The 12,122-nt window shown below is 65.1% G+C and carries 16 protein-coding genes; 13 read left to right on the forward strand and 3 right to left on the reverse strand.

Annotated elements, in window-relative coordinates:
* Nucleotides 1-41: 41 nt before the first annotated feature.
* The 4 genes from fabZ to gloA all read left to right on the forward strand — a co-directional run bounded on the left by fabZ (nucleotide 42) and on the right by gloA (nucleotide 2,737).
* A complete protein-coding gene (gene fabZ, locus CFR76_RS06325; RefSeq protein ID WP_408884356.1) occupies nucleotides 42-482 on the forward strand; it encodes a 3-hydroxyacyl-ACP dehydratase FabZ in 441 nt (146 codons plus the stop codon).
* A gap of 131 nt (nucleotides 483-613) precedes the next feature.
* Nucleotides 614-1,465, forward strand: a complete 852-nt coding sequence (lpxA, locus tag CFR76_RS06330) for an acyl-ACP--UDP-N-acetylglucosamine O-acyltransferase (RefSeq protein ID WP_110556362.1) — start codon at nucleotides 614-616, stop codon at nucleotides 1,463-1,465.
* Nucleotides 1,455-2,333: an LpxI family protein gene (locus CFR76_RS06335; RefSeq protein WP_110556363.1), complete on the forward strand. Its 879-nt coding sequence runs from the start codon at nucleotides 1,455-1,457 to the stop codon at nucleotides 2,331-2,333. Before lpxA ends, CFR76_RS06335 begins: the two co-directional genes overlap by 11 nt.
* Before the next feature lie 14 nt (nucleotides 2,334-2,347).
* Nucleotides 2,348-2,737, forward strand: a complete 390-nt coding sequence (gene gloA, locus CFR76_RS06340) for a lactoylglutathione lyase (RefSeq protein ID WP_025437579.1) — start codon at nucleotides 2,348-2,350, stop codon at nucleotides 2,735-2,737.
* 13 nt (nucleotides 2,738-2,750) lie between these two features.
* Here the strand turns inward: gloA and CFR76_RS06345 are convergent, their stop codons facing one another.
* Complete coding sequence (locus CFR76_RS06345) at nucleotides 2,751-2,978, reverse strand: hypothetical protein (protein ID WP_167402068.1); 228 nt, start codon at nucleotides 2,976-2,978, stop codon at nucleotides 2,751-2,753.
* 152 nt (nucleotides 2,979-3,130) lie between these two features.
* Here CFR76_RS06345 and rpmH point away from each other — a divergent pair, with 152 nt between their 5' ends.
* From rpmH to CFR76_RS06390, 9 genes are all read left to right on the forward strand, one after another.
* A complete protein-coding gene (gene rpmH, locus CFR76_RS06350; protein WP_003618086.1) occupies nucleotides 3,131-3,265 on the forward strand; it encodes a 50S ribosomal protein L34 in 135 nt (44 codons plus the stop codon).
* Between the two features lie 76 nt (nucleotides 3,266-3,341).
* The gene (gene rnpA / locus CFR76_RS06355; RefSeq protein WP_110556365.1) at nucleotides 3,342-3,692 is read left to right on the forward strand and encodes a ribonuclease P protein component; all 351 of its coding nucleotides are present in this window, start codon (nucleotides 3,342-3,344) and stop codon (nucleotides 3,690-3,692) included.
* Nucleotides 3,689-3,985 (forward strand): membrane protein insertion efficiency factor YidD, encoded by a 297-nt coding sequence (gene yidD / locus CFR76_RS06360; RefSeq protein ID WP_025437582.1) that lies wholly within the window; start codon nucleotides 3,689-3,691, stop codon nucleotides 3,983-3,985. The genes rnpA and yidD overlap by 4 nt, the downstream gene beginning before the upstream one ends.
* Nucleotides 3,985-5,739, forward strand: a complete 1,755-nt coding sequence (gene yidC / locus CFR76_RS06365) for a membrane protein insertase YidC (RefSeq protein WP_110556366.1) — start codon at nucleotides 3,985-3,987, stop codon at nucleotides 5,737-5,739. Before yidD ends, yidC begins: the two co-directional genes overlap by 1 nt.
* A gap of 12 nt (nucleotides 5,740-5,751) precedes the next feature.
* Nucleotides 5,752-6,417 carry a ribosome biogenesis GTP-binding protein YihA/YsxC gene (gene yihA / locus CFR76_RS06370; RefSeq protein WP_167402069.1) on the forward strand — a complete coding sequence of 222 codons (666 nt, stop codon included), beginning with the start codon at nucleotides 5,752-5,754 and terminating at the stop codon, nucleotides 6,415-6,417.
* Between the two features lie 66 nt (nucleotides 6,418-6,483).
* The gene (gene argB / locus CFR76_RS06375; protein WP_110556367.1) at nucleotides 6,484-7,389 is read left to right on the forward strand and encodes an acetylglutamate kinase; all 906 of its coding nucleotides are present in this window, start codon (nucleotides 6,484-6,486) and stop codon (nucleotides 7,387-7,389) included.
* Between the two features lie 140 nt (nucleotides 7,390-7,529).
* A complete protein-coding gene (gene dapD, locus CFR76_RS06380) occupies nucleotides 7,530-8,378 on the forward strand; it encodes a 2,3,4,5-tetrahydropyridine-2,6-dicarboxylate N-succinyltransferase (RefSeq protein ID WP_025437586.1) in 849 nt (282 codons plus the stop codon).
* A gap of 23 nt (nucleotides 8,379-8,401) precedes the next feature.
* Nucleotides 8,402-9,559 (forward strand): succinyl-diaminopimelate desuccinylase, encoded by a 1,158-nt coding sequence (dapE, locus tag CFR76_RS06385; RefSeq protein ID WP_110556368.1) that lies wholly within the window; start codon nucleotides 8,402-8,404, stop codon nucleotides 9,557-9,559.
* Complete coding sequence (locus CFR76_RS06390; RefSeq protein ID WP_208623943.1) at nucleotides 9,559-10,206, forward strand: hypothetical protein; 648 nt, start codon at nucleotides 9,559-9,561, stop codon at nucleotides 10,204-10,206. Before dapE ends, CFR76_RS06390 begins: the two co-directional genes overlap by 1 nt.
* Before the next feature lie 76 nt (nucleotides 10,207-10,282).
* Here the strand turns inward: CFR76_RS06390 and truA are convergent, their stop codons facing one another.
* Nucleotides 10,283-11,104, reverse strand: coding sequence for a tRNA pseudouridine(38-40) synthase TruA (gene truA, locus CFR76_RS06395; RefSeq protein ID WP_110556369.1), 822 nt, complete (start codon nucleotides 11,102-11,104; stop codon nucleotides 10,283-10,285).
* Complete coding sequence (gene fmt / locus CFR76_RS06400) at nucleotides 11,097-12,086, reverse strand: methionyl-tRNA formyltransferase (RefSeq protein ID WP_110556370.1); 990 nt, start codon at nucleotides 12,084-12,086, stop codon at nucleotides 11,097-11,099. Before fmt ends, truA begins: the two co-directional genes overlap by 8 nt.
* Nucleotides 12,087-12,122 lie beyond the last annotated feature (36 nt).

The following is a 12,122-nucleotide window of genomic DNA, read 5'->3' on the forward strand; positions in this document are numbered from 1 at the left end:
ATAAAGAAGTAGAGGCACTCCCAGCGGACGGCACGCCCGCAATGCTGGAATCGATTGATATCATGCGGATCATGGAAGCGATTCCCCATCGCTATCCGTTCCTGCTGATTGATCGCATGGTTGATATCGTGCTGGGGCAGTCGGCGGTCGGCATCAAGAATGTCACGGTCAACGAACCGCATTTCCAGGGGCATTTCCCGGCGCGTCCCGTCATGCCCGGTGTCCTGATCATCGAGGCCATGGCCCAGACGGCGGCGACGCTCGTGGTCCTGACGCTTGGCGCGGCATTCGAAGGCAAGCTGGTCTATTTCATGACGATTGATGGCGCGAAATTCCGCCGTCCCGTCGGGCCGGGCGACCAGTTGCGCATCCATGTCGAAAAAGAACGTAGCCGCGCGAATGTCTGGAAATTCAAGGGTGTGGCACGGGTTGATGGCGTTTCTGTTGCCGAAGCAACATTCAGCGCCATGATCATGGGGTAATACCGCGGGCAACGGGTGGTGGCGCGGGTCCGGCCCACGGGCGACCCGGTGTCCGCCTCCGGGTCTTTGGGCCATAGTGACTTGCGGGGATGGAGGCTATTCTGGCAGGAAGTTCATCTAACGGTACCGGCATGGATGAACGGCGTGGAAAAGCGCCTGAAATCCATCCATCGTCCATTGTTTCCAGCCGCGCGCGTATTGGTGGCGGCGTACGCATCGGGCCATGGTGTTCAATCGGGCCGGATGTCGAAATCGGGGATAATGTCGAACTGATTTCACACGTGGTGGTTGACGGGCGCACGACCCTGGGGGAAGGGGTGGTGTGCTATCCCTTCACATCCGTGGGCATGGCGCCGCAGGACCTGAAATACAGGGGCGAGCCGACATCGTGCATGGTTGGCGCCCGGACCATCATCCGTGAAAACGTGACCATCCACCGTGGCACCGCCACCGGCACGGGCGTGACCCGCATCGGGACGGACTGCCTGATCATGGCCAATTCCCATGTGGCGCATGACTGCACGCTGGGGCGTGGCGTGATTATCGTGAATAACGTGGTCATGGGTGGCCATGTGGTGATCGGGGATGACGCCCGCATCATGGGGGCGGCGGCGCTGCACCAGTTCGTGCGCATCGGCCATGCGGCGCTGGTCGGTGGCGTATGCGGGGTGGAGGCGGATGTCATTCCCTATGGCAGCGTGCTGGGTAACCGCGCGCGGCTGGTGGGGCTGCACTGGATCTGGCTGCGGCGCAATGGTGTCCAGCCTGATGAGGTCCGCCGCATGCGCCAGGCCTTCCGTGCCCTGTATCCCAAGGCCGCCCACGCTACTGGCGCGGTCTTTCAGGACCGGCTGGAACATGTGCGCCAGACCTATGCCGATGATGCGCGCGTTGTTGAAATCCTTGATTTCATCGCAGCCCCCAGCCATCGCGGGTTAGTGCGTGTCCAGAGCGGGGACATGATCGAGAGCGATGGCGCCTGAACCGGCACCTGAACCGGCAGCCGACTGGCAGGGGCCATGCGTTGGCATCCTTGCCGGTGGCGGCCCGTTGCCCGGTCAGGTGGCGCGGGCGGTGGAACGGGCGGGTGGCCGGGTTTTCATTGTCGGCTTCCAGGGCTTTGCCGACCCCGCGGTGATCGGGCACTGGCCACATCGCATGATCCGCCTTGCGGCGGCGGGTGAAATCCTGTCCGCGCTACATGAACACCACTGTCGCGACCTTGTGCTGATTGGTCCCGTAAGGCGGCCCTCCCTCATCAACCTGCGGCCTGATGCGACGGGCGCGCGGATCCTTGCGCGTATTGGCAAGGCGCTGTTCGCGGGCGATGACGGGCTGCTTGGGGCGATCGTGCGCGTGCTGGGCGAGGAAGGCTTCACCATCCGTGGCGCGCATGAATACCTGTCCGGGTCGGTCGCGCGCCGGGGCGTGATGGGGGCAATCGGTCCTGATGCGGCGGCGCGGGCCGATATCATGCTGGGCCGCCGCGTGGTGCGCGAACTGGGCCGGCTGGATATCGGGCAGGGTTGCGTGGTCCAGGGTGGTCTCGTGCTGGCGGTCGAGGCGCTGGAGGGAACCGACCGCATGCTTGAACGCGTGGGCGGCCTGCGGCAACCTGACCGTCCCGCCGGTGTTCTGGTCAAGATGGCCAAGCCGGGGCAGGAGCGGCGCGCCGACCTGCCAACGATCGGCCCGCGAACGGTTGCGGGCGCCGTGGCCGCGGGCCTGCGTGGAATCGCGGTCGAGGCCGGGGCTACGCTGATGACCGATCCCGCCGCCTGTATTACCATGGCGGATGAGGCCGGGCTGTTCCTGACCGGAATTGGCGGCGATGATGAAAAAATGGACTGAAGGGGAAATGTCGGATGGGAACCTACCTGCATACAATGGTGCGCGTGCGCAATCTGGAAGCCAGCCTTGATTTCTACCAGTTGCTGGGCATGCGCGAACTGCGCCGCAAGGACGTGCCCGAGGGGAAATATACCCTTGTCTTTATCGGCTATGCCGACAATGCGGCGGGACAGGCGGAAATCGAGCTGACCTATAACTGGGGCCAGGATGACGGGTATGACGTGGGCACGGGATTCGGCCACTTCGCCCTTGGCGTGCCCGATGTGACCGCGCTGGTTGAAAAAGTCCGCGCGGGTGGCGGCAAGGTCACGCGGGAACCGGGGCCGGTCAAATTCGGCACCACCTTCATCGCCTTTGTCGAGGACCCCGACGGCTACAAGATCGAACTGATCCAGAAGCCCTGACCGAAGCGCCCGGTTACGATCTGCGCGCGGTCAGGAGCCGGCGCATCGCGCTGAGTTCCCCTGTCGCCGCATCAAGCGCCGCCAGGATATCCTGTGCCGCCTGCCGGGTGCGTTCGTCCTTGCTGAGCGCCAGCGAATCCGCCCGCAGCATGGCGGGGGACAGGTGGCCACGGATGTCATGGATATGCTGGCGCAGCCTGTCATCGGTCGTATCGGCAGAGTCGCGTGCGGGGCTGGTCATGAAAATCATCCGGTTATGGTGCGCGATGGGTGTAGCATTGACGTTGTCCGAAAGCATCAGTATAAGGCGCGGCTCAGGGTTTCCGTAGTGTGCGGGGCCTGTCGGAATTCATTCCGTAACCTGTCTGTCATTGTCAATCTGGGAGTGCCGTTGTGAAGCGCACGTATCAACCCTCGAAGCTGGTCCGCAAGCGTCGCCACGGCTTCCGTTCGCGTATGGAAACCGTTGGTGGCCGCAAGGTTATCGCAAACCGTCGCACCAAGGGCCGCAAGCGTCTTTCTGCCTGAGGCAGGTGGCGTCTGTACGGTCCGGGCGCCTGTGTGCCCGGCACCATGAATGTCTCTATACAAGGGGCGGCTGAAAGTGGCCGATAAGTCCACGCGCCTTAAGAAACGCGCCGAGTTCCTGCGGGTTGCGGCCAAGGGTCGCAAGGCCCCCGTCCCGGGACTGGTGCTGCAGGCGCTTGAACGCGGCGACACGCAGGCTGCCCGGTACGGTTTTACCGTTACCAAGAAAGTAGGCAATTCCGTCGTGCGCAACCGGGCGCGGCGGCGCCTGCGTGAGGTCGTCAGGCTGGTAGGCCGCGAACAGGCGCTTACGGGCGTCGATATCGTGGTCATTGGCCGGGGCGGCACATGCGGGCGGCGGTTCGATGCCCTGCTGGCGGATTACCGCAAGGCCCTGCGCAAGGCGGGAGTGAAGGAAGAATCGTGAGCACGTCTTCCATCAGCCTGCCTGCCCATATGCTGCGTGCGGTCATCCGCGCGTATCAGCTGGTGATCCGTCCCGTATGGGGCGCGCATTGCCGATTCACCCCTTCATGCAGTCATTACGCACGCGACGCGATCGCCCGCCATGGGGCCATGCGCGGCAGTGTGCTGGCGGGGTGGCGCATCCTGCGCTGCAACCCCTGGAACGCGGGTGGTCATGACCCCGTTCCCGCCACGGCCTGTGGCTGTGACATGCATGACTCCATGAAAAACACGAAAAGTCTGGCGGGTCGCTGATGGATATCAAGCGTTTTATGGTGGCGACAGCACTGTCTGCCGTGGTGCTGGTTGGGTTCGAATATTTCCTGCCACAGCAGCATAAAACGGTCGAGCAGCAGGCCGATACCGCCACGCCCGCACCGGCGCCCGCGGCAGGTAACGCCACGGCGGCGGCACCCGTGGATACGGGCCAGCCCGACCCGCGCCTGGCCATCGACGCCGACCGCGTGCATGGCTCGCTTGACCTGCGCGGCGCGCGGCTTGATGACCTCGTGCTCAAGAATTATCACGAGACGGTGCAGCCGGGCAGCCCGCTGGTGCGCGTGCTGGAACCGCGCGGGCAGGCGGAACCCAACCTGGTCGAGGTCGGCTGGACCAATGTCAGCGGCGGCCATGTCAGCGTGCCCGACGCCAATACCGTCTGGACCGCCGACCATGATACCCTGACCCAGGCGCAGCCCGTCACCCTGTCATGGGATAATGGCCAGGGGCAGGTGTTCCAGATCGGTATCGCGATTGACCAGAACTACATGTTCTCGGTCACGCAGAAGGTCATCAACCATGGGGGGGAAGCGGTTTCGCTGTATCCCTTCTCCCGCGTGGAACGGGCCTATACCCCGGTCGAGACGGGCGGCTACCTCGTGCATGAAGGGCCGATTTCCGTCATTGACCACAGGCTGGATGAAAGCTCCTACAAATCCCTGCGCAAGGGGGCGGTGCCGCCGGGCAACATCGCGTGGACCAAGACGGGCCAGGGCGGATGGGCCGGGATTACCGACAAGTACTGGCTGTCCGCCGTGATCCCGCAGCAGGACAGCGACGTGGCGGGCACCTATGCCTACCAGCCCACGGGCGGGGACAAGGGCATCTATGATGTCGGCTTTACCGCGCGCGCGCCGCTGGTGGTTGCCGCCGGGGGAGACGCCACGACCGCAAGCCATGTCTTTGCCGGGGCCAAGGAAGTGCCGCTGCTGGAAAAATATGAATCCAGCCTGCATATCCCCGATTTCTGGAAAGCGGTCGATTTCGGCTGGTTCGCGTTCCTGACGCGCCCGATCTTCACGGTGCTGGACTGGCTGAACACCATGCTGGGCAATTTCGGCCTGGCGCTGATGGCGTTCACCCTGCTGGTCAAGGCGCTGTTCTTTCCGCTGGCGACCAAGCAGTTCCATTCCATGGGCAAGATGCGGCAGCTCCAGCCCAAGATCAAAGCCCTGCGGGAGCGGTATAAAGACGACCAGATGGCGCTGAACCAGCAGATGATCGCGCTGTACAAGCAGGAAAAGGTCAATCCGGCCAGCGGCTGCCTGCCCATGCTGCTGCAGATCCCGGTATTCTGGTGCCTGTACAAGGACCTGTACGTCACGATCGAGATGCGTCATGCCCCCTTCTTCGGCTGGATCCATGACCTGTCATCCTTCGACCCGACAAACCTGTTCACCCTGTTCGGGCTGATCCCGTGGAACCCGTCGGTCATTTCCCCCATGCTCCAGCTTGGCCTGTGGCCGATCGCGTTCGGGCTGACCATGTTCGCCCAGATGCGCCTGAACCCCACACCGGCGGCGGACCCGGCGCAGCAGAAGATGTTCCAGTTCATGCCGATCATCTTCACGTTCTTCATGGCGCGTCAGCCATCGGGGCTGGTGATCTACTATTGCTGGAACAACCTGCTGACCATGGCGCAGCAGACGCTGATCCAGCGCCGGATGAACAGGGGCGCGCCCGCTGTCGCGGCCCCCGCGAAGCCCAGGCTTCCGGCTGGGAAGAAATAGGGACGGGATCAGATGGTGGAATTTTCCTCCTCCACGCCAACACCGGAAGAAATGGAGCGCGACATCGAAACCGGTCGCGTCCTGTTCGCGGGTGAATTCAATTTTGTGTTCGGCGCGCAGCAGCTTGGCCAGTTGCCCGACCCCGTGCTGCCCGAAATCGCATTTGCCGGGCGGTCCAATGTCGGCAAGTCCAGCCTGATCAACGCCCTGACCGGGCGCAAGGCGCTGGCGCGGGCATCATCCGAGCCGGGACGGACCAAGCAGCTCAATTTCTTTGAACTGGCTGACCGGCTGACACTGGTGGACATGCCGGGTTATGGTTTTGCCAAGGCCGCCAAGGCGGTCAAGGAAGACTGGCAGGGCATGATGTTTTCCTACCTGCGCGGCAGGCCGACGCTGCGCCGTGTCGTGCTGCTGCTGGACAGCCGGGTGGAGGTCAAGGCGACCGACCAGGAAATCATGAAGATGCTGGACCGCGCCGCCGTGACCTTCCAGGTCGTGCTGACCAAGTGCGACGTGCCCAAGCCTGCGGTGCTGGAAGCCAAGATGCGTGAAGTCACCGCTATCGTGGCCACGCATGCGGCGGCCTTTCCGGAAGTGCTGGCGACCAGCAGCGAGACCGGCGAAGGTATTGCGGAACTGCGCGCGGAACTCGCGCGGCTGGCCAATCCGGTATAAGGCGGCCATGGGGCTGGCCCCGCGGGGCATGGGTATTCAGCAGTCAGGAGCGAAGGGAACGTTCGGATGACAGGAACGCAATCGGGCGACCGGGAAGCACAGGTACGGGCCGAGGTTCTGGCCAGGGCGCTGCCTTACCTGCGCCGTTACGCGGGGGATACGGTTGTCGTCAAATATGGCGGTAGCGCGATGGTCGATACATCGCTGTCCACCGCGTTCGGCCATGATATCGCGTTGCTCAAGCAGGTTGGCGTCAACCCGGTCGTGGTGCATGGCGGCGGCCCGCAGATCAGCGCGATGCTCAAGCGGTTGCAGATTGAATCGACCTTCATCGACGGCCTGCGCGTGACCGACGCCGCCATGATCGACGTGATCGAGATGGTGCTGGGCGGCAAGGTGAACAAGCAGGTCGCGGGCCTGATCAACCGGGCCGGCGCGCTGGCGGTTGGCATTTCGGGGCTGGATGGCGGCCTGATTTCCGCCCGCAGGCTGCAACGCCGCGCGCGTGAGGCCGGTGTCGAGACCGATCGCCTGCTGGACCTTGGCTTCGTGGGCGAACCCACCCGCATCGACCCGCGCGTGATCTATGCGCTGTCCGGTTCGGGCCTGATCCCGGTGATCGCGCCCATCGGCGCGGGGGAACAGGGCGAGACATACAACATCAATGCCGATACGGCTGCGGGCGCGATCGCGGGCGCGGTCAATGCCAGCCGCCTGCTCATGCTGACGGATGTGCCCGGCGTGCTGGATGGAGACGGGAAACTGATCCCGGAGCTGACGGCGGAAGACGCGCGCCGCGGCATCGCCAGCGGCATGATTTCCGGCGGCATGATCCCCAAGGTCGAAACCTGCCTCGAGGCCGTGCGCGCGGGGGCGAAGGCCGCCGTCATCCTTGATGGCCGGGTGCGGCATTCCTGCCTGCTGGAACTGTTTACGGAAGCCGGGCCGGGCACCCTGATCCGCGGCAGCTAGCCCCCGCCGGATCGGGCCGGGCGGCAGGGGCATTGCGTTGACATTGCCCATGATCCTCCGCATGGTCCGCAGGCAATCAATACCGAAGGCCCCCGGCGCGCCCTGCCGGGGACGCCTGCCCAAGACAGGATTTTGCAAATATGACCGATACATCCCTTCAGAGCCAGATCGAGGCCCTGTGGGAGCGTCGCGAGACGCTGTCCACCGCCACCACCGGCGCTGACCGTGATGCCGTCGAGGCCGCCCTTCTGGCGCTGGATTCCGGCCGGCTGCGCGTCGCAACCCCCGGCCCGGCGGGCTGGGTGGTCAATGAATGGCTGAAGAAGGCTGTCCTGCTGTCCTTCCGCCTCAATGACAACCGGATTGTCGAAGGAGGCGGCGCCGGTGCGCCCAGCTATGACAAGGTGCCGCTGAAATTCGCGGGCTGGGACCAGGCGGCGTTTGCCGGGGCGGGTTTCCGCGCGGTGCCGGGTTCCATCGTGCGCCGTTCCGCGTTCATCGCGCCGGGTGTGGTGCTGATGCCCAGCTTCGTCAATGCCGGTGCGTATGTCGATAGCGGCACGATGGTCGATACGTGGGTTACGATCGGCAGTTGTGCGCAGATCGGCAAGAACTGCCACATCAGCGGCGGCGTGGGCATTGGCGGCGTGCTGGAGCCGCTGCAGGCCGCCCCTGTCATCATCGAGGACGGCTGCTTCATCGGCGCGCGTTCGGAAGTGGCCGAAGGCGTTGTGGTCGAACGGGGCAGCGTGCTGTCCATGGGCGTGTTCCTTGGCGCGTCTACCAAGATCGTCGACCGTGCGACGGGCGAGGTCTTCATGGGCCGCGTCCCGGCCTATTCCGTGGTCGTGCCCGGCACGCTGCCGCCGCGCCAGGCGACCAGCACCGATGGCAGGCCGCTGCCGTCGCTGGATTGCGCGGTGATCGTCAAGCGCGTGGATGAACGCACGCGTTCCAAGACCTCGATCAACGACCTGCTGCGCGGCTGACCGGCATCATGGGGGACGGCGGAATGGCGGATACGCAACACGATCCCGGCGGCGTCATCGCCCTGGCGCGTGACCTGATCCGCTGCCCGTCCGTAACCCCCGATGATGGCTGCGGCATCAACGCGCTGGCCCGCGTGCTGGAACAGACCGGTTTCAGCGTCACCCTGCTGCCCTTTGGCGCGGGGGCGGCACGTACTCCCAACCTGTTCGCCCGCCTTGGCGCGGGGCATCCGCATGTATGTTTCGCGGGGCATACGGATGTCGTGCCGGTGGGCGACGCCAGTGCATGGGCGCATGATCCCTTTGGCGGGGCAATCCATGACGGCGTCCTGTTCGGTCGGGGCGCGTGCGACATGAAGGGGGGGATTGCCGCCTTTGTCGCCGCCGTCAGGCTGTATCTTGAACGCACGCCACGGCCACGGGGGTCGATCAGCCTGCTGATTACGGGCGATGAGGAAGGCCCGGCCACCAACGGCACGGTGCGCGTGCTGGAATGGATGGCGGCTGAAGGCCAGATCCCCGATTTCTGCCTTGTGGGCGAACCCACCAATCCCGCCGGAATGGGCGAGGTCATCAAGATCGGCCGCCGTGGCAGCCTGAATGCCCATATTACCGTGCATGGCACGCAGGGTCATGTGGCCTATCCGCACCGGGCGGATAATCCGGTCCACCGCCTGCTGGCGCTGCTGGGTGAGCTGACGGCGGCCCCGCTGGATGGCGGCAGCGAGTGGTTCGAGGCGTCGAGCCTGCAGGTCACAAGCCTTGACGTGGGCAATACGGCCACCAATGTCATTCCCGCCCGGGCCGAGGCCCGGCTGAACATCCGTTTCAATGACCTGCATACCGGCGCCGACCTTGCGGGCTGGGTCCGTACCGTGGCCACGCGGCATGCGCCCCGGGCGGAGGTTGGCATTTCCGTAAGCGGTGAATCCTTCCTGACCGAACCCGGCGCGCCGGTGGAGGCCCTGCGCGCAAGCGTGTGCGCGGTGACGGGCCATGTGCCGAAGCTGGATACCGGCGGCGGCACGTCGGATGCCCGCTTTATCAGCCGTTACTGCCCCGTCGCGGAATTCGGGCTGGTGGGGGCAAGCATGCACAAGACGGACGAGCATGTCAGCCTGTCGGACCTGAAGCAACTGACGGCGATCTATACCGGCTTCCTTGAAAAGGTAATGCGTTGATGTCTGATCGCGGCACATCCCCCCAGCCGAATTCACCCGGTCTTGGCATGATCCTCAAGGGCATGCTGCTGCTGGGGCGGGGGCGTGCCGAAGGCATCGCCTATTTTGGCAATACGCGCGATTCCGTGCTGGCCGCGCTGGCGCCCCGCCTGGCGCTGTGGCTGGTGGGTGGCGGGCTGACCATTGGCACCGCCCCGCAGGCGATCAGCGGGGTAAAGGTGCTGTTCGCGCTGTGCCTGATCCTGCTGCCCGCCATCGTGACCCATGCGCTGGCGCGGCGGTGGAAGCGGGAGGGATTGTGGCCGCGCTATATCACGGCGGCGTGGTGGACGGACTGGGTCACGCTGTTCGTGGGGCTGGCGGTGGCGCTGCTCATGGCGCTGGCCTCCCCCCGGCTGCTGGAATCCGCCACGGGGGCGATGATCCTCAATGGGGTGGAGTTCGGCTACAGCCTGTGGCTGACGTGGTACGTGGCGCGGATCGGCCTGCTGCTGCGCCGTGGGCAGGCAGTGGTGCTGGTGCTGGCGATACTGGGCAGCCTTGGCGTGCTGTCGGCGGTGGTTGGCGTGCTGTCTCCCAACCAGCGCGCGTGGCATGACTTCCTCTATCCCCTGCTGGTGCAACAGGGGCAGGGATCGGTCCACTGATAAAATATGAAAGTTTTCGGGTGCTGCCTTTTTCAAAAAGGCGGCGTTCCTGGTTATGTCCGGATTACCGCACGGGTCAGCGGTGGAAGGGATTTTCCTCGTAGCCCACGCCGGTCAGGCACAGCCCTTCCGGCGGGGCGGTCGGGCCGCCCGCGCGGCGATCACGCGCCGCAAGCGCCTGTTCCACCCGTTCCGGTGCCCAGCGTCCTTCGCCCACCAGTTTCAGGGTTCCCGCCATGTTGCGCACCTGATGGTGCAGGAAGGACCGCGCCTGGGCTTCGATCACGACATATTCGCCCTCGCGCCGCACATCCAGCCGGTCGATCGAGCGCACCGGGCTGCGCGCCTGACAGGCCGAGGCACGGAAAGAGGTGAAATCATGCCGCCCCACCAGCGACTGGGCGGCAGTGTGCATTACATCCGCATCCAGTGGCGCGCGGACATGCCAGACATGGCCTTCCTCCAGCGCCGGGCGGGCGGCACGGTTGAGGATACGGTAGCGATACGCGCGTGAACACGCGGAAAAACGCGCATTCCAGTGCGGCAATACCGGGCGCGCCATAAGCACCACGACTGGGTGGGGCTTCATGTAGAAATTCAGCCCGTCGCGCACCGTGGCGCTGGACAGCGTGACATCGGCCGGGAAATCCAGGTGCGCGACCTGCCCGCTGGCATGCACGCCCGCATCCGTGCGGCCTGCGGTGATGCTGCGCACGATGCGCCCGGCGGTCAGGTTCTTCGCGGCATCTTCCAGAAGGCCCTGTATCGAGGTCAGGTGTTCCGCCTGCTGGCGCTGCCAGCCGATAAAGCCGCGCCCGTCATATTCCATCAGTACCGCCCACCGGCAGACCGATGGCGGGGCGGCATCACCGGGACGCGCGGGCGGGGCTTCAGACATTGGGCGTCTCTGTCCCAAAACGCGTGCCGGGGGCTATGGCCTGTCCGCGCAGGAAATCGGCGGCTTCCATCATGCCGCGTCCGGGGCGCTGCAGGCGGGTGATGCGCAGCGCCGTGCCGTTGCCACAGGCTACGAGAAGCTGGTTATCCACCACCATTCCGGGCACGACCCGCATGTTGACCCGCCCATGCTCCGCAATGCGGACCATCTGCGTAATGGATGAGGGCAGGTTTGAATTTTCAAGGCTTGCCGCCCCGATCTTGATGACTTCCCCATCCAGCACGGTAAAAGTGCCGGGCCACGGCGTCAGGGCGCGTACCTGCCGGTCAATATCAGTGGCGGGACGGGTCCAGTCGATGCGCCCGTCCTCACGGTTCAGGCGCTGGACATAGGTGATACCGGTTTCGGGCTGTGGCGTGCCGGGGAAAGGCGGCCGGCCCAGGACATCAACAATCAGCCGCCCGCCCATGGCCGCAAGGTCGTCATGCAGCGTGGTGGCGGTGGTGTGCGCTGTCAGCGCCACATGGTCGCGCAGCAGCATGCCCCCGGTATCCAGCCCCGCATCCATCTGCATGATGGTGACGCCGCTTTCGCTGTCACCGGCCAGGATGGCGGCCTGTATCGGGGCTGCGCCACGCCAGCGCGGCAGCAGGCTGGCATGGATGTTCAGGCAGCCGCGCGCGGGGGCGTCCAGCATTTCCATCGGCAGGATCAGCCCGTAGGCGGCAACCACGGCGGCATCCAGCTTCAGGTCACGGAAATAGGCATGTTCTTCCGCATTACGCCGCAGCGACAGCGGTGTGCGGACGGGAATGCCCAGTTCCTCGGCCGCCACCTGCACGGGGGAGGGACGCAGCTTCTTCCCGCGCCCGGCGGGGCGGGGGGGCTGGCTGTAGACGGTGACGATGTCATGCCCGGCCTGGTGCAGGGCGCGCAGGGCGGGCACCGCGAAGTCAGGCGTACCCATAAAGGCCAGTCGCATGGCGTTGGAATCCGTTCAGGCTGGGCCGGACCCGTC

The organism is Komagataeibacter swingsii, from assembly GCF_003207895.1.
Classification (GTDB): Bacteria; Pseudomonadota; Alphaproteobacteria; order Acetobacterales; family Acetobacteraceae; genus Komagataeibacter; species Komagataeibacter swingsii.

Bases quoted from the DNA above. Each gene is read 5' to 3' on its own strand.
- truA (WP_110556369.1), bottom strand. From the start codon at position 11,104: ATGTCTGAAGCCCCGCCCGCGCGTCCCGGTGATGCCGCCCCGCCATCG.
- argB (WP_110556367.1), top strand. From the start codon at position 6,484: ATGACAGGAACGCAATCGGGCGACCGGGAAGCACAGGTACGGGCCGAG.
- yidC (WP_110556366.1), top strand. From the start codon at position 3,985: ATGGATATCAAGCGTTTTATGGTGGCGACAGCACTGTCTGCCGTGGTG.
- yihA (WP_167402069.1), top strand. From the start codon at position 5,752: ATGGTGGAATTTTCCTCCTCCACGCCAACACCGGAAGAAATGGAGCGC.
- CFR76_RS06390 (WP_208623943.1), top strand. From the start codon at position 9,559: ATGTCTGATCGCGGCACATCCCCCCAGCCGAATTCACCCGGTCTTGGC.
- CFR76_RS06335 (WP_110556363.1), top strand. From the start codon at position 1,455: ATGGCGCCTGAACCGGCACCTGAACCGGCAGCCGACTGGCAGGGGCCA.
- gloA (WP_025437579.1), top strand. From the start codon at position 2,348: ATGGGAACCTACCTGCATACAATGGTGCGCGTGCGCAATCTGGAAGCC.
- fmt (WP_110556370.1), bottom strand. From the start codon at position 12,086: ATGCGACTGGCCTTTATGGGTACGCCTGACTTCGCGGTGCCCGCCCTG.
- lpxA (WP_110556362.1), top strand. From the start codon at position 614: ATGGATGAACGGCGTGGAAAAGCGCCTGAAATCCATCCATCGTCCATT.
- dapD (WP_025437586.1), top strand. From the start codon at position 7,530: ATGACCGATACATCCCTTCAGAGCCAGATCGAGGCCCTGTGGGAGCGT.
- fabZ (WP_408884356.1), top strand. From the start codon at position 42: ATGCTGGAATCGATTGATATCATGCGGATCATGGAAGCGATTCCCCAT.
- CFR76_RS06345 (WP_167402068.1), bottom strand. From the start codon at position 2,978: ATGACCAGCCCCGCACGCGACTCTGCCGATACGACCGATGACAGGCTG.
- dapE (WP_110556368.1), top strand. From the start codon at position 8,402: ATGGCGGATACGCAACACGATCCCGGCGGCGTCATCGCCCTGGCGCGT.